General features: G+C 48.7%; 21 protein-coding genes and 1 pseudogene. 13 read left to right on the top strand and 9 right to left on the bottom strand.

The window, feature by feature from the left end:
* Positions 1-270, top strand: a pseudogene (locus C7B65_RS28030) (hypothetical protein); the annotation flags it as partial.
* A gap of 72 nt (positions 271-342) precedes the next feature.
* Here the strand turns inward: C7B65_RS28030 and C7B65_RS21230 are convergent.
* Positions 343-1,140 carry an HAD family hydrolase gene (locus C7B65_RS21230; RefSeq protein ID WP_073074696.1) on the bottom strand — a complete coding sequence of 266 codons (798 nt, stop codon included), beginning with the start codon at positions 1,138-1,140 and terminating at the stop codon, positions 343-345.
* A gap of 230 nt (positions 1,141-1,370) precedes the next feature.
* Between C7B65_RS21230 and C7B65_RS21235 the strand changes: the two genes are divergently transcribed.
* Together C7B65_RS21235 and C7B65_RS21240 are read left to right on the top strand one after the other, a co-directional pair.
* Positions 1,371-1,979, top strand: a complete 609-nt coding sequence (locus tag C7B65_RS21235) for a (2Fe-2S) ferredoxin domain-containing protein (RefSeq protein ID WP_073074695.1) — start codon at positions 1,371-1,373, stop codon at positions 1,977-1,979.
* 56 nt (positions 1,980-2,035) lie between these two features.
* Positions 2,036-2,293, top strand: coding sequence for a TIGR03643 family protein (locus C7B65_RS21240; RefSeq protein WP_073074694.1), 258 nt, complete (start codon positions 2,036-2,038; stop codon positions 2,291-2,293).
* An 82-nt stretch (positions 2,294-2,375) separates the two neighbouring features.
* On the opposite strand, the gene C7B65_RS29475 is transcribed toward C7B65_RS21240, so the two are convergent.
* Positions 2,376-5,393, bottom strand: a complete 3,018-nt coding sequence (locus C7B65_RS29475) for a DUF4912 domain-containing protein (RefSeq protein WP_073074693.1) — start codon at positions 5,391-5,393, stop codon at positions 2,376-2,378.
* Positions 5,394-5,608: 215 nt separating this feature from the next.
* Here C7B65_RS29475 and C7B65_RS21250 point away from each other — a divergent pair, with 215 nt between their 5' ends.
* The 6 genes from C7B65_RS21250 to cysK all read left to right on the top strand — a co-directional run bounded on the left by C7B65_RS21250 (position 5,609) and on the right by cysK (position 11,008).
* Positions 5,609-9,109: a type ISP restriction/modification enzyme gene (locus C7B65_RS21250; protein ID WP_073074692.1), complete on the top strand. Its 3,501-nt coding sequence runs from the start codon at positions 5,609-5,611 to the stop codon at positions 9,107-9,109.
* 20 nt (positions 9,110-9,129) lie between these two features.
* The gene (locus C7B65_RS21255; protein ID WP_073074691.1) at positions 9,130-9,339 is read left to right on the top strand and encodes a hypothetical protein; all 210 of its coding nucleotides are present in this window, start codon (positions 9,130-9,132) and stop codon (positions 9,337-9,339) included.
* Positions 9,336-9,602 carry a type II toxin-antitoxin system RelE family toxin gene (locus C7B65_RS21260; protein ID WP_073074690.1) on the top strand — a complete coding sequence of 89 codons (267 nt, stop codon included), beginning with the start codon at positions 9,336-9,338 and terminating at the stop codon, positions 9,600-9,602. Before C7B65_RS21255 ends, C7B65_RS21260 begins: the two co-directional genes overlap by 4 nt.
* Before the next feature lie 14 nt (positions 9,603-9,616).
* A complete protein-coding gene (locus C7B65_RS21265) occupies positions 9,617-9,820 on the top strand; it encodes a type II toxin-antitoxin system HicB family antitoxin (protein ID WP_073074700.1) in 204 nt (67 codons plus the stop codon).
* Positions 9,817-9,993: a type II toxin-antitoxin system HicA family toxin gene (locus C7B65_RS21270; protein ID WP_073074689.1), complete on the top strand. Its 177-nt coding sequence runs from the start codon at positions 9,817-9,819 to the stop codon at positions 9,991-9,993. Before C7B65_RS21265 ends, C7B65_RS21270 begins: the two co-directional genes overlap by 4 nt.
* Positions 9,994-10,063: 70 nt before the next feature.
* Positions 10,064-11,008 carry a cysteine synthase A gene (cysK, locus tag C7B65_RS21275; RefSeq protein ID WP_073074688.1) on the top strand — a complete coding sequence of 315 codons (945 nt, stop codon included), beginning with the start codon at positions 10,064-10,066 and terminating at the stop codon, positions 11,006-11,008.
* 25 nt (positions 11,009-11,033) lie between these two features.
* On the opposite strand, the gene C7B65_RS21280 is transcribed toward cysK, so the two are convergent.
* Together C7B65_RS21280 and C7B65_RS21285 are read right to left on the bottom strand one after the other, a co-directional pair.
* Positions 11,034-11,966, bottom strand: a complete 933-nt coding sequence (locus tag C7B65_RS21280) for an FTR1 family iron permease (RefSeq protein ID WP_073074687.1) — start codon at positions 11,964-11,966, stop codon at positions 11,034-11,036.
* A gap of 273 nt (positions 11,967-12,239) precedes the next feature.
* Positions 12,240-13,727 carry an alpha-amylase gene (locus C7B65_RS21285; RefSeq protein WP_073074686.1) on the bottom strand — a complete coding sequence of 496 codons (1,488 nt, stop codon included), beginning with the start codon at positions 13,725-13,727 and terminating at the stop codon, positions 12,240-12,242.
* Between the two features lie 507 nt (positions 13,728-14,234).
* Here C7B65_RS21285 and C7B65_RS21290 point away from each other — a divergent pair.
* Positions 14,235-15,041 (top strand): SWIM zinc finger family protein, encoded by an 807-nt coding sequence (locus C7B65_RS21290; RefSeq protein ID WP_073074685.1) that lies wholly within the window; start codon positions 14,235-14,237, stop codon positions 15,039-15,041.
* 79 nt (positions 15,042-15,120) lie between these two features.
* Positions 15,121-15,846 carry a triose-phosphate isomerase gene (gene tpiA / locus C7B65_RS21295; protein ID WP_073074684.1) on the top strand — a complete coding sequence of 242 codons (726 nt, stop codon included), beginning with the start codon at positions 15,121-15,123 and terminating at the stop codon, positions 15,844-15,846.
* Between the two features lie 98 nt (positions 15,847-15,944).
* On the opposite strand, the gene C7B65_RS21300 is transcribed toward tpiA, so the two are convergent.
* The 4 genes from C7B65_RS21300 to C7B65_RS21315 form a co-directional block, all read right to left on the bottom strand.
* Positions 15,945-16,679, bottom strand: coding sequence for a carbonic anhydrase (locus C7B65_RS21300; protein WP_073074683.1), 735 nt, complete (start codon positions 16,677-16,679; stop codon positions 15,945-15,947).
* 362 nt (positions 16,680-17,041) lie between these two features.
* Entirely contained in the window at positions 17,042-18,097 is a 1,056-nt protein-coding gene (locus C7B65_RS21305; RefSeq protein ID WP_073074682.1) for an adenylate/guanylate cyclase domain-containing protein, read from the bottom strand.
* A 114-nt stretch (positions 18,098-18,211) separates the two neighbouring features.
* Positions 18,212-20,101: a sensor histidine kinase gene (locus C7B65_RS21310; protein WP_073074681.1), complete on the bottom strand. Its 1,890-nt coding sequence runs from the start codon at positions 20,099-20,101 to the stop codon at positions 18,212-18,214.
* A gap of 366 nt (positions 20,102-20,467) precedes the next feature.
* Entirely contained in the window at positions 20,468-21,796 is a 1,329-nt protein-coding gene (locus C7B65_RS21315) for an AAA-like domain-containing protein (protein WP_073074680.1), read from the bottom strand.
* Positions 21,797-22,151: 355 nt separating this feature from the next.
* Between C7B65_RS21315 and C7B65_RS21320 the strand changes: the two genes are divergently transcribed.
* A complete protein-coding gene (locus C7B65_RS21320) occupies positions 22,152-22,958 on the top strand; it encodes a transglutaminase domain-containing protein (RefSeq protein WP_073074679.1) in 807 nt (268 codons plus the stop codon).
* 38 nt (positions 22,959-22,996) lie between these two features.
* Positions 22,997-23,938: a 50S ribosomal protein L11 methyltransferase gene (locus tag C7B65_RS21325; protein WP_073074678.1), complete on the top strand. Its 942-nt coding sequence runs from the start codon at positions 22,997-22,999 to the stop codon at positions 23,936-23,938.
* Here the strand turns inward: C7B65_RS21325 and gloB are convergent.
* Entirely contained in the window at positions 23,935-24,708 is a 774-nt protein-coding gene (gene gloB, locus C7B65_RS21330; RefSeq protein WP_073074677.1) for a hydroxyacylglutathione hydrolase, read from the bottom strand. The two genes, C7B65_RS21325 and gloB, sit on opposite strands and share 4 nt — an antisense overlap.
* Between the last annotated feature and the right edge of the window lie 188 nt (positions 24,709-24,896).

Genomic DNA, 24,896 nt, shown 5'->3' on the forward strand with positions numbered 1-24,896 from the left:
TTGCTGCGCGATGCCACTGACTCAGCCCTCAAATTCATTGCCTACCTGCAAACCCATCGCACCCGAATTCCTGATTACCAAGCGTTGCAACAGGCAGGGGTTACGATTGGGTCGGGGGCAGTGGAATCGTTAGTGAAACAAATCAATCGCCGCTTGAAGATTTCAGGGGCACAGTGGAGTGCTCACAATGTGCCTCAAGGGCTGAAGCACCGCTCTGCTTATCTCAATGGCGATTTCACGCGCTCTCAACCTTGGCTCAGGGTTGGCTGATTGAATTGAGTAGTTATGCTCATCGCAAAGGTGAGATGCTCCCGTCTCATCAACCTCATGAGAAAAACTGAATTACTTGGTTTGTTGTGGCACCCAAGTTGCAAAATCTTGCGTGAATTGTTCTAGTGACAAAAGATGGATGCGATCGTCGTCTAAGATCGATTGTTGATCGGCGATCGTGTTATAGCCCCAATCCGCTAAAAACAACATCACATTCTCTAATCCTTGCTGTTTTTTGACCGCTTCTAATGTCTTTAGTCGATCCTCAACAAACCAGATCGAAGTCTTTTCTCCATACTCTGCATTCAGTTCTTTGAGAATTTGATATTTCGGGCGTTTAACTTCTTTGCCATAAATCTGTTGGTCTGTCAGCGTAATGCCCTGCTGTTGCAACAGTTGTTTAATAAAGCGTCCTTCTTTAGTGCTGATGATCACGCAGTCAGTCGAACTCGCTAATTCCTCGCGCAGCCGCTCAATCACCCCTGGATAGAAGCGATGCTCACCTAACCAGCTATCAAGATCCGTTGCGATCCACTGATCTCGGATGTCATCTACGATCGCGCTGACACTCGCGGCATCTAACGCATCTTCTATGATGATTTGGGCGGCGATCGTGACCCAGTTTTGAAAAATTTTGCGTTCCTCGATGCCTAAAACTAGCGCTCGAATTAGAATCGGCATCTCCCAGCCCGTCTCAACCACTGGGCGCAACCGATAAAACTTTGGCGCTAAATCTTCGATCGGAGTCAAATCATCGGGCTGCCAGATGTGGCAATAGGCTCGCCACGCCGTTTGAAAATATTCTCTCAGCCCATCACAGACAACCCCGTCAAAATCGAGTGCGAGAACGATCGGGTGACTTGCAGACATAGCGCTTTCAAAGAGTGCAGCATCCACACTATCGCATGACACTGATCTGATAAGGGTTAAGAGCGCGATCGCTCATGTCAATTCTTAAATTCTTAATGAGAATAGTTTGCAAATAGAAAAGTTTGCTGTAATCTTAAGAGATAAACGTTGTTGAATATTATTTTCAACAAAGCAACACCTTTCAGCCCAGCAAAGATTTCTCTAATAATTTGCGACCTCGGAGTTTGATAATGGGAAAGTCCAAGACCAGCCAAGTCAACGCGTTCAGCTTAGAAGGGCGCTTTCTCGGATATGAGATCGAAGACGGCTACAAAATTAAGCGATTGCAGCTTGCCACCGCCGAGGGTGAATGTTCGCTAAAGCTGACCAAAGAAGCGCGGGCTGGGCTAGGTCAAGTCTTGGTTCCGGGTGACTGGGTGCAGGTGTCTGGAAGAAAGAAGGTCGATCGAGCCACCCATCTCATCAAGCTAAAAGTCGATTTTATTAAACCGATCATTCCGACGGCTGCGCCCGCTCTAGTCAAGCTATCTTCTCAACAAAAACCGTCAGAGACGATTCTAGTCTGCCAAAAATCAGGCTGCATGAAGCGAGGCGGCAAAGCCGTTTGTCAGGCGTTAGAAACGGCACTCAGCGATCGCGGACTCGACGATCAAGTTGCTATCAAAGGCACAGGCTGCATGAAAAATTGCGGCAAAGGGCCCAATGTCGTGATGCCCGGAAAAGCCCGCTACTGCAAAATTGGGGCAGAAGAAATTCCCGATCTGGTTGACAAGCATTTTCCGGCGATCGCACCCGTCAAACCCGGCGAAGAAAGCCGCAAATTACTCCCCGTAAGATAGTCGTTTTTGAATCGACTAACCTAATAGAATGGTCGAAAGCGAGTTTTACGGCAGAGATGGATCTAGCAGAGATAGATAGCGAAACAATTGATCGCATTCTCGAAATGGCGTGGGAAGATCGGACGACGTTTGAGGCGATCGAGCTTCAGTTTGGCTTGACCGAACCGCAGACGATCGCCTTAATGCGTCGTGAGATGAAACTTTCTAGCTTTCGGATGTGGCGTGAGCGAGTCACTGGACGCGACACCAAACATCTGAAGAAACGAGAATTTATCTCAGGGAGATTTCGATCTCAAAACCAAAGGGGATCTTGAGCGCACATTTCTGACGGTGTTAATGAGTCTCCAAGGAAAAGGTGCCTACGGGAAGGGCGAATATGGCTCCGCCCTCATCTTTCTAAAAAATCCATTCGTCCTGAGCTTCGTTTTTGGTGTTTGTGTTGCGCTGGGGCGTTTCGCGAGTGAACTTCATGTGAATCGATCGCATCTGCTCACCATCGGCAGCAATGGCAATGATCGGATACCGGATGACTCCATCTTGGAACAACAGTTGGAACCGGAACGTGCCATCAGGGTTAAGTTGGATCGGGTTGCCGTCGATCGTCACCTTTGCATCAGGTTCGGTTGCGCCATAAACAATCAGTTCTGCATCGGCAACTAACCAGAAGTTACGCGGACGGATAGGAGGAGCCGATGCCGAAAAGCCGATTCCCGACATTCCGATTCCCGACATTCCGATTCCTGAAGGCGTTGGCCATGCTCCTATTCCGACTCCAGATTGCAAACCAAAAGAGCTGATTGATTGTTGAGGCACCTGCTGCATAGAACCGAACAGAGAACCCTCCACTCGTTGCGATTCGGCAGATTGTGCTATGCCAAAGATTCGATCGTAAATCGGATTAGCGACTGCCTCAGTTTCAGTTTGCTTGCTAGGAGGCACCAATTCTAAGAAGGTTTTACCCCGCAGGTCTTCTTGCCAGTCGATCGTCACAAATTGGTCTTCAACCCAGTCAGAAGGATAAGTCGGAGGAATTCGGATCGGCGTAGATCGTGCCAGCATCAGCCAGCGACCGTCACGGGTGAGATAGCCGATTTCAACAAGATAGTCACGATCGCTCACCGGAATTGAAAGATACCAATCTCGTGCCATTTCGTCGCAGTCAAACTGCTGCATGCTGTGAGGGGTTTGCTGATTGACTTCGATATCGGTGACATCATAGAGCCGCAGCACCAACTTTTCTCCGCCTTGCTGTCGCACTTCAGATTTGTGCTCGTTAGAAATATCCCAGTAGGTATAGCCCCACTGCGGATTCCGAGGCAGCAGCACAATTCGACTTTCCCCATAGCCCTCTGGTAAATCTGGCAATTCTTGATCAACGGTTGCTAAAGTTTCACTGCTGAGGTCAGTTTGCCCGACATCAAATTTAGCGGCTTCGACCTCAGATTGGGCCCGATCGTCATCGCTCAACGCCCAAGCAGCCACTCCCGCAGCAGCGGCTCCGCCGACTAGCCCCGCAGAGATGATCGGAGAACCCACATCAGTCAAGGCTGAAGCAGAAGTTGCTTCGTCTAGATCGAGTTCGGTTGGGTCGTCAGCGATCGCGTTTGGCAAGTCAGCATCCAAGTCGTCGATCGTGTCGAAGGTCGAGAGCGCTGCTTCGATCTCTAAATCTTCGTCCGTGGCCACCTCTGGCGATGTTGAAAGCACATCAGGGCTAGTCTCAGGAGAAGTATCTTGCGATCGAGCCGTCCAAGCTGCGGCTCCACTCGCTAAAGCTGCACCACCTAATGCTGCACCTATAGGTACATCACCTGTGGGCGTGAACGGTGGCTCTGATGTTGCGTCAGTGACATTAGAAGCCGTTGAATCTGTAGGCTCGATCGACTCAGAAGGGATCAGAGGCGGTTCTGTAAGTTCTTGAGGATCAGAGCGATCTGAAGAATCGCTAGAACGATTTGCCCAAGCTGCGGCTCCTGCCCCGGCTGCTAACGCGGCTCCACCTGCGATCGCGGCATCTCCAATCAGGTTAGGCGCTGGTGAATTTGGTGAAGTCGTTTCTAGCGGGGTGTCGCCAATTTCAAGGGAAGGTTGTTCTGCGATCTCGGCACGATCGGAGCTAATCACCGACCCGGCTCTAGAGGCAAGGTTAGGGTTCTCAGCCGGGGCTGTGAGATCGGGCGCGGGTGGAATAGCAGTGGGTTCTGGAGCGGGCTGGACTGGAGCGATTGGCTCGATCTGTCTTTCTGCGATCGTTTCAGGCGTATTGCGACGGTTTTTTAGCCACCAAGAAAGCAACCCTAGTAAGCCTAGAGGCAATAGCCACCAAAGCCACGGCGAAATGCCTCCATCCACTTGAGCAGATCTGGCATCAGCTACTGCCCCAGGTGTAGCCGTAGAAGACGCACCCGCATTAGGAGATGCCGACACTGTTGGAGAAGTTCCCCCATCTGGAGACGCGCTTGGGGTTGGGGATGCAGTCGTTGCTGGGGCAGCATTAAGTGCGGCAGCCGTGCCAGCAGCGCTTCCGGCGGCAAGCACAGCGGGATCGAACTGGGCAGATTGAATAGTCTGTTGCGCGTCTGGTGCAGAGGCAGCGCCCAAGAAGGCCGCGATCGCTGGACTAGGATTTGGGCCTTTATAGACATAAACCAACGGCTGCGAGAAGGGATATTTGGGGTCAGTCGGAAGCACGTTGTGCATGGGCAACACCTTCAACCCGGCGGCTTCTCGTGCTTGACTGACGATCGTGTAGCCGATGCCATCGGTTCCTAGCTGAGAAATCACGGTTGCAGTGCTGTCTTCTGGAAGTCGTGCGGTGGTTGCGCCCGATTTAAAGGGAGCTGCTTTAAAGACCGGATAGTTGCGAAAAGCTTGACGAGTATCACTGATTTCGGGGCGATCGACGACGCGAATCTTGCCAGGAGAGCCGCCAACTTCTGACCAGTCAGTGATCTCCCCACGAAAGATCTTGGCAAACTGCTCGCCCGTGATGCTGCCATTAAATCGGTTATTAGACCCGATCACGATCGCGATTTTGTCTCGTGATAGTGGAACTGCAATCAAGCCTTTGGCTTTTTCTTGAGGAGTGAGGGCGCGACCGATCGCTGCAATATCAGTTTTGCCATCTAAAACGGCTTGCAGCGCGGCTGGAGTTCCGTCATAGCCAACGGTGACGCTTGTACCTGGAAACTGTGTCTCAAATCGCTGTTTTAGCGCTTGGTTAGCGGTTGCCATACTGCTTGAGCCATCAATCCGAACGGTTGTCCCGGTTGGCAGCAGAACCGTCGGGCTAGCAGTGGGAGCCTGTGCCAACCCTGGAGGCGCGACAAAGGGGATCGCTAAAGGTTGAGATGCCGCTACGATCGCGGCTAACAGCGCCAGATTGATGAGAGAAGTATCTTTTTTTTCAAACATTGGGCTTTCAGCAACACACAGTTCAGGTTGAAATTCATTCTGACAAAAGACGTGCTAATTATATAGTCTTCCTCTCAAATTTCAGCTTGAGTAGAGTAATTGCTTGGGGGATATCTGAGAAGCGATCGTTTGTCTCAGGGTGACGGCATTAAGGTAGAGAAGACAGCAAATAGGTCTCAGACATCTTCTTAAAGTCTATTTCCGAGAAAATCGCTATGAGTGCTTTTGAAACTTACATTCGAGATTTGCAAGAGATTCGGGCGACGGGGGCAGCCGTTAAGGAGACTTCTTATTATGGGGCGTTAGAGAAGCTGTTGAATGAGTTGGGTAAGACGCTAAAGCCCAAGGTGCGCTGTGTGATGCAGTTGAAGAATATCGGCGGGGCGGGAATGCCGGATGGGGGTTTGTTTAGTGCTAGTCAGTTTCAGAAGAAGACAGGAGACACGCCCGCTAATCCCACAAATCCAGAGAGAGGCGTGATTGAGATTAAGGGAACCGGGGATGATGCCTGGGTGATTGCTCAGACTCAGCAAGTTTCTAAATATTGGAATCAGTATCGTCAGGTGTTGGTGACGAACTATCGAGATTTTGTGCTGATTGGGCAAGATGCCAGTGGGCAGCCTGCGACGCTGGAAACCTACCGTCTCGCTAAAAATGAGGCAGAGTTTTGGCAGAAGGCAAAGAATCCTAAGCAATTTGCCCAAGAGCAAGAAGAACAAGTCACTGAATATCTAAAGCGGGTGATGCTTCAGTCTGCCAGCATTGCCAGCCCGCAAGATCTGGCGTGGTTTTTGGCTTCTTATGCAAAGGATGCGAAGGCACGAGTTGAGAAGACGGATTTGCCTGCATTAGAGACGCTGCGAAAGGCGTTAGAAGAGGCGTTAGGAATTGCGTTTACGGGTGATAAGAAAGACCCGAAGAAGGGAGAGCGATTTTTTAAGTCTACGCTGATTCAAACGTTGTTTTATGGCATTTTTTCGGCGTGGGTGTTGTGGCACAAGCAGCAAGAACAGGGGCGATTTGATTGGCGGGTGGCGGGTTATTATCTGCACGTTCCGATGATTAAGGCGTTGTTTGAGAAGGTGGCGACTGCAACTCATGTTCGCAAGCTGGATTTAGAAGAGGTGTTGAATTGGACGGGGGAGGCGTTGAATCGAGTCGATCGCACGGCGTTTTTCTCGAAGTTTGATGAGGGGCAAGCCGTTCAATATTTCTATGAGCCGTTTTTGGAGGCGTTTGATCCGACTTTACGCAAGGAGTTAGGGGTTTGGTATACGCCACCAGAGATTGTGCAATATATGGTGGCGCGGGTAGACACAGTATTGCGCGAAGAGTTGCAGATCGAAGATGGGTTAGCTGACCCAAATGTCTATATTCTTGACCCTTGTTGTGGAACGGGCGCGTTTTTGGTGGAAGTGTTGAAGCGAATTGAAACCAATTTGCAGGATAAGGGGATGGGGGCGCTGGTTGGTTCGCAGTTAAAGGAAGCCGCGATGAAGCGGGTGTTTGGGTTTGAGATTTTGACGGCTCCGTTTGTGGTGGCGCATTTGCAGTTGGGGCTGCTGTTGCAAAATTTGGGGGTGCCGTTGAGTGATGAAGAGGAACGGGTGGGGGTGTATTTGACGAATGCGCTGACGGGATGGGAGCCGCCCACAGAGGAAGCTAAAGCTAAATATAAACAGCTTTCAATTTCTTATCCTGAACTTGAGCAAGAACGAGAAGCAGCAGATGAAGTCAAACAAAATAGACCTATCCTAGTTGTTTTAGGAAATCCGCCCTACAACGCTTTCTCTGGTATTAGTCCAAAAGAAGAACAAGGACTCGTTGATCTTTACAAGCAAGGATTAATTAGCGAATGGGGAATCAAAAAATTTAACCTTGATGATCTTTATATTCGTTTCTTTAGGCTGGCAGAGCATTGTGTTACTGAACAAAAACCGACTAAAGGGGTTGTTTGTTATGTCTCTAACTTTTCCTACCTCAGCGATCCTTCTTATGTTGTGATGCGGCAGCGATTTTTAAAGGAATTTGATAAACTCTGGTTCGACTGCATGAATGGGGATAGTAGAGAAACAGGGAAAGTAACCCCAGAAGGCAAGCCAGATCCTTCTGTTTTTTCAACGGAATACAATCGCGAAGGCATTCGAGTTGGCACAACAATTGGTTTAATGGTTCGCCAAGAAGAGCGTAGTTCAAATCCAACCGTCTACTTCCGTCATTTCTGGGGTGTAACTAAGAGGGCAGATTTACTTGTGAGTTTAGATGCTTCAAGTTTTGACGCAGCTTATATAACTGCACAACCAATTCGAGACAACCGCTTTTCATTTCGTCCAAGAAGTATCAGTTTTGATTATTTGCAGTGGGCAAAACTCACTGAATTATGTTCAGAAGCTTCTAGCAACGGTCTGATGGAAAAGCGAGATGATGCATTGATTGATCTAGATAAACAAGCTCTTGAAGAGCGAATGGAGATGTATTACGATCCCAGTACTAATTGGGAAGTTCTAGAAACTTTAGGGACGGGTCTCACAAGAGATGCTGCAAGATTTGATGCTCAAAAAACAAGAACAAAAGTTATCAAAACTGAAAGTTATAACTCGCAGCACATCTTTCGCTATGCAATGCGTCCATTTGATTTTCGCTGGTGTTATTACAGTTCAGTTCGACCTTTGTGGAATGAGCCTAGACCCAACCTTTATGCCCAATGTTGGGAAGGAAATTCATTTTTACTAAGCCGTGTAAAGGCTTCAAAGTCATCTGAAGGTTGCCCTTTCTACTTTGTAAAAGGTTTGTCCGATGACCATTTACTATCTCCAGATGCATCTTGTTTTGCTTTAAGGCTCGTACCAACAACTTCTAAACGTCTAAAGCAAGCTCCAGGGCAAATAGGAATTCAAGGCATCTCTGATACTTCTGCTCAAGAACCGATCGCAAATTTGTCTAATACTGCTCGTGCTTATTTTCAATCACTGGGTATCTCTAACCCTGATACAGATGCAGAAACGGCTGCTCTAATTTGGATGCACGCCCTAGCGATCGGCTATTCACCTGCTTATCTAGAAGAAAATGCCGATGGAATTCGTCAAGACTTTCCACGCATCCCACTTCCTAACGATCGCGAAACTCTAATCACCTCTGCAACGCTCGGTCGTCAAATTGCCGCACTCCTCGATCCAGAAACCCCCGTTCTCGGTGTCACCTCTGGTAAACTTCGTCCTGAATTGAAAACCATTGCCGTTGTCTCCCGTGTTGGCACTGGCAACCTAGACCCAAACACCGACTTTGCCCTCACCGCAGGCTGGGGTCACGCAGGACAAAACAACGTCACCATGCCCGGAAAAGGAAAAGTCAGCGATCGACCCTACACCCCAGAAGAACAAACCGCGATTACCCTTTTGGGGAACTGCGAAGCAACCGCAGAAGTCATTGATCAACTTGGCACCAATACCCGTGACATTTACCTCAACGACATCGCCTATTGGAAAAATATCCCCGATCGCGTCTGGAGTTATACGATCGGTGGCTATCAGGTGATCAAAAAATGGTTGAGCTATCGAGAACAAGAATTGCTGGGGCGATCGCTCAAACAAGAAGAAGTCATTGAAGTTACTCAGATGGCACGACGCATTACAGCCATCTTGCTGTTAGAACCTGAATTAGATGCAAATTACCAAGCAGTAAAACAGTCAACCTATCCTTGGTCAGCCCAAAAGTAATCAATTATGGAGGAAATACGATGTCTGAAAACACATTAAACACAAGCCAGCTTAAAGAACTGATCAAAACAGCGATCGTTGAGATCTTGCAAGAACAGAAAGAAGTCTTTACAGACATTATTGTTGAAGCAATGGAAGATATCGCCTTGGCAAAGGCAATTGAGGAAGGCGAAACCACTGAACCTGTCAGTCGAGAAGCCATCTTCAAAATCTTAAGTCAGCAGCCATGAACGTTGAATTCAGAAAAAGTTTTGAAAAAGATCTCAGTAAAATTAGAGATGCGGAGCTATTGAAAAGAATTCAAGCAGTTATTGAAGAAGTTGAATCTGTTAATAATTGGACAAACTTAACTAATGTCAAAAAACTAAAAGCATCGGGAGATTACTACCGCATTAGAGTAAGCGACTACCGAATTGGGCTTTCTGTAAGCGAGGACACTGTAGTTTTCGTTCGTGTACTGCATCGAAAAGAAATCTATCGTTACTTCCCGTAATGGAGAAAATCAAGATGAAATGGCGCGTAGTCCTTGAGCATGATCCAGAAACAGAAGATTGGGCAGTCTGGTGTCCAGAATTACCGGGCTGTGCCTCGGCAGGAGAAACCAAGGAAGAAGCCCTAGACGATATCCGTGAAGCGATCGAACTATATCTCGACCCTGAACCGCTTGAATTATCCGAAGGAGCCATTATCAAAGAGGTTACGATCGGATGAGTCGAACTCGGCGGATGAACACAAATGAAGTTGAGAAAATTCTTCAGCGCTACGGCTTTGTTCTAATCTCTCAAAAAGGAAGCCATCGCAAGTGGCGAAATCTTGAGCCTCAACTTCAGGTGACGGAGAATCTGCTAAAGGTGAGATTTACTGAGCAACGCATTAAACGCTAAATTATTCAAATATGCTTATCGTCGTGTGCCCGATCGTGCATTCACTCCCACGAATTCCATTAATACTATTATGCGAATTGCTCACGATATTACTCAACTCATCGGGCACACGCCGCTAGTGCAACTCAATCGAATTCCTCAAGCCGAGGGATGTGTTGCCAGAATCGTCGTCAAACTAGAAGGCATGAATCCCGCGTCGTCGGTTAAAGATCGCATTGGCATCAGCATGATTCAACACGCTGAAACTACAGGCTGGATTCACCCCGGCAAAACGCTCTTAGTCGAACCCACGTCTGGCAACACCGGAATCGCCCTGGCAATGGTCGCCGCCGCAAAAGGCTATCGGCTGCTGCTTACCATGCCCGACACCATGAGCACAGAGCGACGGGCCATGCTCAGAGGCTATGGCGCTCAATTAGAATTAACGCCGGGCACGTTGGGGATGAAAGGCGCGATCGCCCGTGCCGAAGAGATTGCCGCAAATACTCCCAATGCGTTTATGCTGCAACAGTTTAAAAATCCGGCAAATCCTCAAGTCCATCGCGAAACCACCGCCGAAGAAATTTGGGCTGACACCGATGGACAAGTTGATTTTTTAGTCGCTGCCGTTGGCACAGGTGGCACGATTACGGGCATTGCCGAGGTGATCAAGTCGCGCAAGCCTGAGTTTAAAGCGATCGCCGTCGAGCCAAAAAACAGTCCTGTGCTGTCGGGTGGGCAACCGGGCGCTCACAAGATTCAGGGCATCGGAGCGGGGTTTGTGCCTAACATCATGCGATTGGATTTGGTAGACGAGATTATTCAGGTAACGGATGAAGAATCTATCGCATATGGTCGCCGATTAGCCAGAGAAGAAGGGTTGTTATCAGGCATTTCTACAGGGGCAAATTTGTCGGCAGCCATTCAGATCGCACAGCGCCCCGAAAATGCGGGCAAACTGATTGTGATGATTCAGCCCAGCTTTGGTGAGCGCTATTTGAGTACGGCTCTCTTCCAAGACCCAGAAAACTGGTGAAGTGGGTCATTGCTTGGAAAAGATTCTAGTTTTCGGCAGGTTTGCGATTTGCGTTCAACATTGTCCAACCTGTGAGACTTTGCAAATAGATGCTGCCCACAGTGGTTAAGAAGGCGATGTAAGCGATCGCTTCCACCCAATACAAGCGATCGACATACCCAAACAATGTGTGCAGAATAATGCCGGGAAACTGTCGATCGGGCAGCACGCCATGCAGATTCCAGACGAGCGAGCCGAGAAAACAGGAGGTTTGAGAAACGCAGATAGCGGCATATTGCGGATCGAGTTGTGCCAGCATTGCAAACGCCTTATCAAAGTGCGCCAGTGCTGAAATCACCAACCCAGACACAATCAGCAATAAGAAAACGCCCATCACCTGAAAAAACACTCGCAGGTTAATTTTGACTCCCCACTTGAAGAGAAGCACTCCGATCGCCGTTGCCATGATCAATCCGGCCACCGCTCCAAATGCCGGAATCCAACCCTGCTGAAATTTGGCGGCAATAAAAACGACAGTCTCAAATCCTTCTCGCAAAACCGCCACAAAGATTAGCCAAAAAACGCCCCATCCCGCCCCCGACTTGGCTTGAAGGGCATTGCTAATCTCATTTTCGACCTGACCTTTGAGCGATTTTGCTTGTCGCGTCATCCAGACAAGCATCCAACTTAGCAGAGCGATCGCGATCACTCCAAACACCCCTTCTAAAAAAGGCTTTAAGACTGGGGCATAAGGCTGATCAGACACCTCTAACGCCTGAATCGTCCACCCAAACAAAACCCCAACTAAAACACTGGCAAAAACGCCCGTTCCGATTCCGCTATAGACCCAGGAATTTAGGGAAGATTGACCTGCTTTGTTGAGATAAGCCATGACAATCCCCACGACGAGAGCGGCTTCAACCCCTTCTCGCAGCGTGATCACAAACGTTGGAATTGCAGCACTAAAATCGACAGGCATAGGTTAGTTTTTATGAGAAGTTGGCAACCTTCTATAAAACTAACAGCAAATAAAACTTCTAGCTCTTGTATTTGAGTGAGCGATCGTGGATTAAATTAACGTCAGTTCGACGAGTTTTTTCGCGTCGTTGTCAGCGGCTTCTGCCCCCTAAATCCCCCATCCTGGGGGACTTTGAACCGGAAATTTTGGCTTGAAGTCCCCCAATTTTGGGGGATTTAGGGGGCAGCCCGGATTTGCAACCGCAGCGAGAAGCTTCATCGAATTCACGTTTGATTAGGTTGATGATGGTTGCGGAACCCACACTGACACTGATCCACCCTGGCATCGAAACTCGCCCCAGCCGTACTCATTGGTGACAACGGGTTCGCTGATGTGTTCGGTGAGGTCAATATAGGTGCAGTTGGGGTGTCCTACTTCCATGCATTTCCAACCTTCAGAGCCGTTGCTCAACACCACTGCCATGCCACCAGGGTGTTCAGCATCGCCTAAGCGCGTCCAGCCGATCGTGTTGGGGTGGTCAAAATAGTTGTATTGATCCCCATAGCTGTAAGTCCGACGCGCCAACAAGAATTTGTCGAGCAGTTCGCGATGGCTATCCATCCAAATTTCATACTCGTTGCCATCTCTTCCACGATCGCGGTAGTGTGCCCCGTAGTAATCGCCGTAGAAAATGCAGGGATAACCCTCACGACGCAGCAAAATCAGCGCGTAAGCAAGCGGCTTGAACCAAGATTCAACGATCGACTCTAAAGACTGCAAAGGTTGAGAATCATGGTTTTCGACCAGCGTCACGGCGAGACAGGGCTGCTGCTGAACGAGGGTGTTGTCAAAAATCTGCCGCATATCATAGCCGTCGCCGCCAACGCTGGCAGCTTGAAAATTGTAGTGCAGCGGGGCATCAAATAGCGCCACTTTTCCTTGAGTCAAGCCGATGAAATGGTGCAAAGCATCGACTTCATAAGACCAATATTCACCTACGGCAAACAGATCTCGCTGCACATAATTGCGGACGTGATCAAACCAATCTTGAAAGAATTCTGCCGAAACGTGTTTAACTGCATCAAATCGGAAGCCATCGACATCGGTGAGGTCTAGATACCATTCGCCCCAATATTTGAGTTCTCCGCGAACTTCAGGATGCTCCATGTCAAGATCACAGCCCATGAGATAGGCATAGCCACCTTTCTCTTGATCTACGTTGTCGTCAAAGCGCTTGCCTTCGAGCAGATAAACCACATTCTCGTTTTGGTGATAGCCGTTGTAGTCGATCGCGTCAAAGTGCCACCAATGCCACTGCATACTGGAGTATTTGTTGCCGCGACCGGGAAAGGTAAAGTGAGTCCAGGATTTGATCGGCTGATAGTCACCGACAACAGCATGACGGTTTTCAGGATCAAATGGGGTTGCAGACTCTTCTTCTTCCGCGTCTGCCCCCATTTTGTGGTTAAACACCACATCGGCATAGACTTCCAGCCCTGCACTTTTCGCCACTTTAATGCCGTTTAGATACTCGCTTTTGGTTCCATACTTGGTGCGGACTGTTCCCTTTTGGTCAAACTCGCCCAGATCAAACAAATCATAGATCCCATAACCGACATCGTATCCGCCACCTGTGCCTTTATAAGCGGGAGGAAGCCAGAGAGCAGTGATTCCAGCCTTTGACAACTCTTCAGCATTTTCTGCAAGCTGATTCCACAAGCTACCATCACTGGGAATATACCAGTGAAAGTATTGCATCATGACACCATTGGGTTCAGACATAAAAGCCCTCGTCTAGAAAGTTACAGTAGTCAGTTTTTTTCGCGCTTAAGCATCGCGAGGAAACAACTTTTGAAGTTTCCTCGCAACACTCAGCTACAAAGGTCAATCAAAAAGATGGGAATTAGAGTTGCCTGAACTTCCTGAGAGCTGCCACTCGTCAGGAGATATGATTTGTTGTTTCCCTATAGCTAAAGAATTTTACGGGGTTTAGCTAAGATTATCTATCTGTCTAGAGAGAAGTCTCAGCGAGACTTCACCCAGACAGGTCACACCTTTCTAGCCTTTACATCTGCCTTTGGCTAGATCGAGTGTCCTTCATTAGGTAGAAGCAGCGTGACTAGAAGCCGTACTGTTGTCTATCTTAGGCATTAGATCGTGAATTAAATAATATCGGTTACTTGCAACGCCACTGGGCACGGCAGTGCCATGCCCCTACGTAAATTCTGTCTTCATCTAATTCGCGATCCTCTATAATTTTGGACATCTACGTTTGCCTCTTCATTGCCCATGACTGATGCTTATTCTCAACCCAGTCGCGAATGGTGGGCACAGCGCTGGATCGATGTTTTAGAATCGTTTGGCTGGACTCGACGCTTGGCACGTGCCCGCACTTATGCCAGAGAAGGCAACGTCTTAAACATCGATTTTCAAAGTGCTAAAGTCTCCGCTAACGTTCAGGGCACTGCCCCAGAACCCTATCAAGTGTCTTTGTCACTCGACCCCTTTAGCGACGATCAGTGGAGCTATGTGATCGAGTCGATGGCAGAACGGGCAATCTTCTCTGCCAAACTGTTGGCTGGAGAAATGCCTCAAACCATTGAAGAAGTGTTTACCGCAAACGGGTTGAGCCTATTTCCGTTTAATAAATTTGATATTCACAGTCGTTGTTCTTGCCCTGATCCGGCAAACCCTTGCAAGCATATTGGGGCAGTTTATTATTTGTTGGGCGATCGCTTCAGTGAAGATCCGTTTGTCTTATTTCAACTGCGGGGTCGCACCAAAGAGCAGATTATTGAAGCGCTACGACAGACGCGCAGTGCCGGGGGCGAAACTTCAGAGGCAGAAGAACCCGTTTCAACAGTTCGCCCCGCCACAACACTGAAGCTCGATCGCTTCTGGCACTATGCCGAACAACTCGAACCAACGCTGATTGTGATCGTTCCGCCTCCTAGTAGTGAGACGGTTTTAGAAGTGCTGGGCACGATTCCTCTCAAACCCGAAGTGCCTGCTAATCAAGCGGCGATGGACTACCTCAAGGCAGTTTATCAAGAAATCAGTCAGCAAGCCGTCCAGATTGCAATGACCACCGAATAATGAGCTGGATTTTTTTCAATTGATCCCTCAAAGCCGTAGACTAAAGGATGCAATTCATCCTGTCTTAACCTGAGTACCCGTGCGAAAAATTGTTATTGCTGGCAACTGGAAGATGTATAAAACCCAGGCAGAAGCCATGGAGTTTTTGCAAGGCTTTAAATCTGAGCTAGACACCACTCCTGACGATCGAGAGATTATTCTGTGTGTCCCGTTTACTGATTTAGATCTTTTGTCTAAAACTCTGCACGGCAGCCGCATTCAAATTGGTGCTCAGAATGTGCACTGGGAGACATCAGGGGCATACACGGGTGAAGTAGCTGCCCCAATGCTGCTCGAAGCGGGGGTGCGCTATGTGATCATCGGTCACAGTGAGCGCAGACAATATTTTGGCGAAACTGATGAAACGGTAAATCTGCGGATTAAAGCGGCTCAAAAAGCCGGGCTGACTCCGATTTTGTGCGTAGGCGAAACCAAACAGCAGCGCGATGCCGGAGAAATCGAGTCTCACATCTTTAGCCAACTTGCAAAAGGCCTAGTAGACGTAGATCAAACCAGTTTGGTGATTGCCTATGAGCCGATTTGGGCGATCGGCACCGGAGACACCTGCGCCTCAACCGAAGCAAATCGGGTGATCGGCTTGATTCGCAGTAAGCTCACTCACTCAAATGTCCCGATTCAATATGGCGGTTCAGTCAAGCCAGACAACATTGACGAAATTATGGCTCAACCTGAAATTGACGGAGCATTAGTCGGCGGCGCAAGTCTTGAGGCAACCAGCTTTGCCCGAATTGTCAACTTTCAGTAAAAGATAGGAGTAACACCTTCCGGCTACGGCTCTACCTCGCCCAGGGATTAATTTCCAGGCGAGATAGAAAACTCGAAGCAACAGATCAAATCTAAAAATTAGCTGGTCACAAGTGACATTTTTCCAGTCGCGAGATCGTACTGTCCGCCTACGATCCGCAGCTTTCCTTGCTTAATTAAGCCAGCTAAAATGGTGGAGCTTTCTGCAAGCTTTTCAACTTGATATTGCACATTAGCAGTAATGGAATTTTGTCCAAGATCTCCCGATTTGGAGCGAACGCGCTCCACGGCAGGTTTGATTTCTTCCACAAACACACCGATTCTTCCTGGCAGCGGATCGCCTTTGACAGCCGCAGCAACTGCACCACATCTTGCGTGCCCCAGCACCACAATCAGTTGCGAACCCAACACGGCTGAGGCAAATTCTAAACTGCCGATCGCCGTTTGGCTAGCAACATTTCCGGCAACCCGTACCACAAATAAATCGCCTAAGCCCTGATCAAATACAATTTCGGCGGGCACTCTAGAGTCAGCGCAGCCCAAAACTGACGCAAATGGATATTGGGCAACCGATGTTTCTTGCAGCCGTAAGCGCGATTGGTGGGGATGCTGTCCCTTGCCATCGACAAATCGTTGATTACCTTCTATCAAAAGTTTGAGGGCAGCATCTGGAGAGACAGGTTGCGGTTTAGCAACAGGAGTCGATTGTTGAGCAAGCGTGACATCTGGTTTCCAGAGCGCACCACTAGCCGCTGTTGCCGCAATTCCAACCCCACAAACACCCGTTAACTTTAAGAAAGAACGGCGATCCACAAATCCATTAATTCGACTCATTCAAAAGCCTCAGATTTATTAACAACTGATTTTTTAGCCTTGCTAAACGCAATTATTATTTGCACTCATTCCCAGCTCTTCTCTCCCAGAAAAAGGGTAGCCAAAGTTTTTGTCACCTGCTCTTTTTGAGAATGGGTGAGGATGGGTTTAACGATTCAACAACGCCAATTTTTCTCAATGGCGATAATTGTTATTCGCCGATAAAAACTCTTAGCGTTTGATATAGATATATCAGAATAGGGATTCAACAAACCATTGGAATATAGCTAGTGAACTATAGTAATCTTCAATGGTTTGTAACGATTATCCCTATACTGCGATTTGCAGAGGTCAGACTTTTGACCGGATCTAAAAGCTGAATTCTACTTTTTGCCTTTGAGCCAGTAGGTGAGCATTTCGCCTTTGCCTTTAACGTCGATCGTGCCGCGTTCTTCAAATACATATTTGTCATGAAGTCGATCGTAGGTTGAGCCAGTGACTTGAATGCGGCCTGCAATGCCATGAGATTCCATACGGCTGGCCATATTCACAGTGTCGCCCCACAGATCGTAGGTAAATTTGTGTGTGCCGATCACACCTGCCACTACTGGGCCCGTGCTGATTCCGATCCGCATGATAAAGGCTTCCCCCGTCTCCTGGTTAAACGTGTCGATCGCCGCCTGCATGTCTAACGCCATCGCCGCGATCGCCTCGGCATGGTTAGGGTTGGGCATCGGCAGACCGCCCACCACCATATAAGCATCTCCAATAGTCTTAATTTTTTCTAAGCCGTGTCGATCGGCGAGTTGATCAAAGGCAGAAAAGATTTTGTTGAGCAGAGTAACGATCTCGATCGGTGATTTTTGAGCCGATAAATGCGTAAACCCTACAATGTCGGCAAACAAGACGGTGGCTTCAGGAAAACTCTCTGCGATCGTGCTGGGGTTTTGCTTAAGTTGGTCGGCAACAGGCTTAGGTAAAATATTTAACAACAGACGTTCTGACTTTTCTTGCTCGATTTGGAGTTCTTTTAAGAAGGCTCGTTCGCGATCGCGCAATCGTTTTTTCTCAAGGCTGGCTTCGGTGCGGGCTTTGAGGAGGGTGGGGTTAAACGGCTTAAAGAGATAGTCTTCGGCTCCGAGTTCGACGCAGCGCACTACGCTGTCGATGTCGTTTAACGCCGAGATCATGATCACCGGAATGTGGCTCAGAGCTGGGTTTGCCTTGAGATGCTCTAACACTTCGTAGCCCGTCATAAAAGGCATCATGATGTCAAGCAAAACCAAGTCAACTGGCTGCTCTTTAAGCAATGCCAGCGCTTGTTGCCCATTTTCTGCCATGACGATGCGGTGCCCTTGGCGCTGAAGACGACGAGCGAGTAAGTCACGGTTGGTTTCGATATCGTCAACAATCAGCACAATTCCCGGTTCATCGCTCATCTAATCGCCTCGTTTAGCCAGCGCCGCATCGGGATTCCCAATGCAACTCGTTGTTTAAATAACAGGTCACTAAAAATATTCTAGGGGTTATTTTCCAGTCAGCATAAATTAGAGCTAATTTTCTGCAACGATGGGTTCGATCGCAGGGTGGTTTGCTTGATTATCTACCTGTATTGGAATTTGCATTGTGAAGGTTGTGCCCTGACCTAATTCGCTTTCGACAGCGATCGCGCCGCCCATCATCTGGCAAAACTTTTGCGCGATCGCCAAACCCAGCCCAGTGCCGCCATATTTGCGAGTGGTAGACGCATCTGCTTGCACAAACGCCTGAAATAATTGAGCGATCTGGTCTTGCGTCATACCGATTCCGGTGTCAGACACTTTGAAAAGGATCACGGGTAAAAGGGAACCAGAATGCCGTTCTTGCTTTTCTACCGTCAGGGTGATTGTCCCGCGATCGGTAAACTTGATGGCGTTGCTAAGTAGGTTATAGAGATTTTGACGGGTTTTGGCGAGGTCGGCATAGAGAGTGCCAATCTGGTGATCGCACTCAACGATTAGCGTATTGCCCGTCTTTTGAACTAGAGGTTGGAGGGTGCTAACGACTTCTTGAACCAAACTCACAAGGTCAAACGATTCTAAGTAAAGATCCATTCTCCCGGCTTCGAGTTTAGAGAAGTCGAGAATGTCGTTGATCAGCGCTAGAAGCTGTTTCCCCGCGCCGCTAATCTTTTGCAAATCGGAGACAAAGTTTGTTTGCTGAGAATCGATCGCGTCTTCTTGCAGCATTTCGCTATAGCCAATAATGGCATTCATCGGAGTTCGCAATTCGTGACTCATGTTGGCTAAAAATTGACCCTTTGCCCAGTTTGCTTCTTCTGCGGCTTCTTTGGCGTTTTTTAACTCAACAGTCGATCGCTGAAGGTCGATCGCACATTGCTCTAAAGCAGTGAGCATCGTGTTGATGGTAAAGCCCAAATTTGCAAGTTCGTCATTGCCCTGCACTGAAACTCTAAGCGATAAATCACTGCTTTCGCCCACGTGACTGACTTCTTGGTTGAGTTGGGTAAGCCGAGACAGCACCAGCTTTTCTAGCAGCAGCAATGTCACGCCCCCAAACACTAAGCCCACCACCATAATCAACAAACTGAGAAACCGAATCGCTTGTTTGCCCTGAGCGTAGATTTCTCTGGGGCTGCTGATCTGCAAAATTAGCGCGGGGTCACCATAGAGATCTCTCAAAAGTGCCGCCCCTGTGATCGTCTTTTCGTCGATCGCGCGGATGGTGATGTCTGCTTTGTCTAGGTCTGGATGAGCGCTTGCCCCAAAACCTTGAGGCATTTTGCCATCGCTCAAGACCTGAAGAGTCAGAGGCGTTTGAATCAGCTTCGCGAGTCGTCCGAGTTCGTCAGCATTTAAGTAGCGACCGATGATCAACGTTCCGCGAATCGCTCCTTTTCTTTCACTGGTGATAATGGGACGCGAGGCAATCATCAGTGCGCCCTCAGACGCGGCAATGATTCCGGCAAAGTTGCTGTCGGGGCTGGTATGTTGCAGCAGTCGATCGTTTACCTTTAAACGCTTCAGCAAAGCGCCTGGAATGGGTGTTTTTTTGCCGTTTTGCAAATCAAATCCGGTGCCAAAAACAATTTTCCCTGATGGATTGACAAAGGCGATCGCATTAACTCTGAGAGTCGCTAACTGAGTGTCAATCAGATTAGACCGAACGAATTCTGCATTCCCATCTTGCACAAATCGATAGGCATCATCCCAGTCTGACCAATCTGAAAACCGCGCGTTAAACTGGTCAAGGTTTTGAGTAAAAACACTCAGCGCTCCTTGGGTGACTTGGCGCGTGTCTCGCTCTTCGGCTTGACGAGAGCTACCGAGCAGCAACGTTGAAGAGACCGCATAAAGCACTCCGTTGAGGCTCACAAGAGTGGCTCCGATCACGAGCAGCGTCCTGCGCCGTAGAGTGAGAAAACTGCTCTTTTCAAGCCTCATGATGCTGCCGTCTTTCTATAAGGATTCAAGCTCAACTCTTATATAACGTGAGTTCGATAGAAGTGGTTCGCTCCGATGGTGAATTTGGGAGAGCTACCTATAATCCCCCAATTTGGGTGACTTCAAGCCAAGATTCCGGTTCAAAGTCCCCCAAATTGGGGGTTTTAGGGGGCAGAAGCCGCTGCGAACGAAGCGAAAAACCTCATCGAACTCACGTTTATATAGAGTGCCAAAAAAAATCAACTGTAAATAATCGATTGATGGAGTTGTGATTTCTCACTCAACCGTCACTCAAGCTATAAAACTTGATTGCCAACCCCGCAGCGTTTCGCCATTGGAGACCGAACTATTCAGTAGTTTAGCTATTTAAGCAGTTGCTAATGCCTGAGCAAAATATTTGCGATAAAGATGACAACTTGGCACCAGTTGCTGATTATAGAGTCGCACCAAGCCTTTGCTTTGTAGCTTAAAGGCTTGAATCGCTTCGACTTCAACCGGAATCGGTGATAACACAACCCGCTTTAAAGCCACCACTAGCTCTGGATATCTCTGCAAATCCCACAATAAGTTTCGCAGGTGCCCGCTATAGATGCTGTCTGTGACGATCGCCGTTTCAACAAGCTGCTTTGAGGTCACGTCTTGCAAGCTCAAATGATGTAGCCCTAACTGCACCAAATAGGGATTTCCGCCTACGAGTGTCAATAGCGCTTTTGCACAGTCTTCTGGGTCATCGACTCCATAGCGTTGCGCCAAGTCTTGCACCTGCTCTTGATTAAAGGGCGACAACTCGATCGCTAACCCGGCATTAAAGGGCGACTGGTGAATATTTAATGGCACATACACCTCAGTGGAATGCACCAGCACGAGTCGCAGTTTTTGCCATAGATCGCTTTTGCCGTCTCCATAGCGAGCTTTCTCATACCAGGCTCTGATCATGCCAAAAAAATCGGTCGCGATTTCTGGGTAGTCAAACACGACATCGACTTCATCAAAAGCCAAGGCTATCGGCGTTTCGATCTCGGTCAGAATGTATTTTTCAAAATAATTGGTGCAGTTATAGCTATTGCCAAACAGATCATCCCAATATTGATCAACCTGATTGGGCAAGCCTAAGTTTTGACTGACGATCGCGCAAAACCACTGCAAAAATCGCTTCAAATCAATGAAGACGGTCGAATCTGCAAGCTGCAAGCTCGAAATGGCGGTGGCAAAATTCTGCTCTCGTGCCTGTGCCAATACGCGCGCTGCCAGAGATGTTTTGCCCATCTGACGAGGAGCCTTGATTCGCAGCAGCGCTCCGGGCTGCAAGATTGCGTCATAACAGATCGACTCGATCGGCGATCGCTGCACATAAAACGCCGAACCGAGCGAAAGTTGCCCACTTAAAGGCACCTGTTGCCGACTGCCAGCGATCGCCGTTTCTGAGTCAGTATAGTCATCCACTCCTAGACTGAGGTCAAATGCCCGAAAGTAGTTTTCTAGAGTTTGCTGATCGACTGCAACTTTGCGGCTTCGCACTCTAGCAAGGGTGTTTGGGCTGAGTCCCGTTCGCTCACTTAACTCTTGAAGCGTGAATGCTTTCCCCAGATTGTTTTGACTCACTGATTGCTGTTCTGCATTCTGCAAGCGCTGCCAGCCTTTTGAGCTAAGGATAATACCTCGTTTTCTTTTGATTTGCTGAGGTGGCTGAGGCATTCGAGTAGTAAGTAACGACACGGGATAGACCAACGGAATTAAGTAGACTGATTAGCTACATAAAGCAAATTTTAATCTTATTTCATAGAGTCTATGCAAAATCTCTTGGATGACTTTGCGATCGCTGCTTCCCCAGGAAATTCAGTCGTTTATTTTGACCAAAACCTCGGAGGTTTAAGCCACTCTGTCGGTCATGATGCTTGCTTGATTCTTGGTTAAAACCTCCGAGGTTTGCGGAGTGTCTTCAGACCGATCACTAAAGGCATTTGGAAAGCAATATTGAACACTACAATTTTGTTAATCGGATTGGGCTATCAATAGAGTCATTTGCGCCAAAAAGTTAGGGGAGGTCACAATGCGATTGGATGCTGGGTGTGAAATCTTATTTGAAGCGAGTGCCCCAACGCCCTTGATTCTCATGCTCAGACCTCGGAGTGGGTTAGGACAGTGGATCTTTCGTGAAGAATATCTGCTCGAACCAAGCGTGCCGATGGTGGAATATACCGACAGCTATGGAAATTTGTGCCAGCGATTAGTGACCCCTCAAGGGTCGTTTCGAGTGCGCGCGATCGCCAGCGCCGAAACCGCAGATACGATCGATGTTCAACCCGGTGCCCCGTTTGTCCCAGTGCAAAACGTTCCCGATGGCGTACTTCAGTTTTTGTTGCCGAGCCGCTATTGCCCCTGCGATCGCCTGGGTGATTTAGCCACCAAAATTGTTGCCGACTGTGCCCCAGGATACGACCAGGTAGAAGCGATTCGAGACTGGATTCAGACCCACATTGACTATCAGTATGGCACCAGTGATGCCTCCACTTCAGCCTTTGAGACGGCTCAAGACCGAGTAGGCGTATGTCGCGATTTTGCCCATCTGGGCATTGCCCTGTGTCGCAGTCTCAACATCCCGGCGCGAATGGTGGTGGGTTATCTCTATCAGCTTGACCCGATGGATCTCCACGCGTGGTTTGAGGCATTTGTGGGCGATTCGCAGAGCCAAGACCCTCAAGGGCGCTGGTTTACGTTTGATGCCACTCAGCCGCAGCCGCGAGGAAACCGGATCACGATCGCCTATGGTCGAGATGCCGCCGATGTCGCACTCGCGACCCAGTTTGGGCCCTTGCAACTTAATGAAATGCGCGTGTGGGTCGAGCCTTCCCCATAAACGTGAATTTGTCCTATCACTTGCCTCCAGAAAAGAAGATGTCGTGGATAGAGTTGAGTCTAAACGCCACTCACGAAGCAGTTGACTGGGTATGTACGCTGCTGGCTGACGTTGGCTACATCGATGATATTCAGATCGCCAACTATCGTCAGCCCGATCGCGCAACGAGCCATGAGAACGATTGGGCATTCACGATTTGTTTATATTTACCCAATGAAGTCGGTGCCAATTCTCAGTTAGAAAAAATCGCAGACTTACTTTCACCCTTACATCGAACAGGACTGACGACCGCGCTCGAAATTGCGACGATTGAAGGGAAACCCGTCGAGGGACGCGATCGCACTCATCGCATCGGGCAGCGATTTGTGGTGCTTGCCCCTGATACACGCTATCAACCTCAGCCTAATGACATTCTCCTAAGACTCGAAACCTCTCTCAGTTTTGGGAGTGGGTTTCATCCAGCCACGCGGCTCAGTCTAGAATTGCTTGAACGCCATGTTCGCCCTGCCATGAACGTTCTTGACCTCGGATGTGGGTCAGGAATTTTGAGCGTCGCGATCGCCAAGCTGGGAGCCACTGTTTTAGCCTTAGACAACGACAATATTGCCGTGCAATCAACTCAAACTGCGGTGCAGCAAAACGGAGTCGATTCACAAGTCACGGTGATCGAAGGCAGTCTCGGGCAAGGCAGCGACTTAGGGCACTGGATGGGCGGAACCACTCAGGAAAAGGTGGCGACGATCGCGCCAGCCGCAGAATTTGACCTGATCGTTGCCAACATTTTTGCACGGGTTCACATTGCGCTCACTCCTGACTTTCGTCAAGCAGTTCGCCCGTCAGGAATAGTAATCGCGGCTGGGTTTACGATCGATTACGCAGATGAGGTAACAAAAGCTTTCACAGAGGCGGGGTTTGAAGAAGTTGATCGGGCGCGATCGCAAGAATGGGTTGCCCTCGCCTATCGTCTAATAATTGTTTAAAGGATATCCTTCTGTTTCCGCAAGGCTGCAAACGTCGAGATCGGATCGCGATCGCCCATCGCCTTTCTCACTCCCGGCTGATCCCATCGCAAAAATGGATTCGTCTGCTTCTCGACCCCTAGCCATGCAGGAATCGTGGCTTCATGTTGACTTCGAGCGATTTGCACTTCTGCAAAGCGCGATCGTAAATCTGCATTCTCTCGGTCGATCGTCACTGCAAATTTCAAATTGTTGAGCGTGTACTCATGGCCGCACCAAACTCGCGTATTGTCAGGCAAGGCGCGAATTTTGCTGAGAGAGTTCACCATTTGAGCGGGAGTTCCTTCAAACAATCTGCCGCAGCCTCCTGAAAATAATGTGTCACCGCAAAAGAGTTCTCCTGGCGCATCAACCTCGATCGGCGGGAAGTAGTAAGCGATATGAGCGCGAGTGTGTCCGGGGACAAACAAAACGTCAGCCCAGCGATCGCCAAACTTGACGCGATCGCCATCCTTTAGAAAAACACTCTGTCCGGGAATTCTGCCCCGATCTTCTGCGCCCCCGTAAACGATCGCCTCTGGAAAACAATGGAGTAAATCTCGGTTGCCGCCAACATGATCGCCGTGATGGTGTGTGTTGAAGATTGCAACCAGTTTTGCGCCTAGTTCCTGAAGTTTTTGGATCACAGGTTGTGGCTCGGCGGGGTCAACAACGGCAGCGATTTGAGAATCGGGATCGTGCAGCAAAAAGATGTAATTGTCCGAGAGAGCCGAAATTCGGTAGACGTTCATAAGTGATATTACGAGGGAAACCGTGTTTTCTCTGACTACAAAGCAACAAAACTAGTGGTACAAGAATTGATAGAAAAGGCTTAATCAACTCTTTACGGTTTTCTCATCTAACTTTTGTTCTAGAACAAGTTTTTTGGTCAACACTAAAGAAAACAACCTTAAAAACACTGAGTAGCGAGTGGGGACAA

Source organism: Phormidesmis priestleyi ULC007 (assembly GCF_003003695.1).
GTDB classification, from domain to species: domain Bacteria; phylum Cyanobacteriota; class Cyanobacteriia; order Leptolyngbyales; family Leptolyngbyaceae; genus Phormidesmis_A; species Phormidesmis_A priestleyi_A.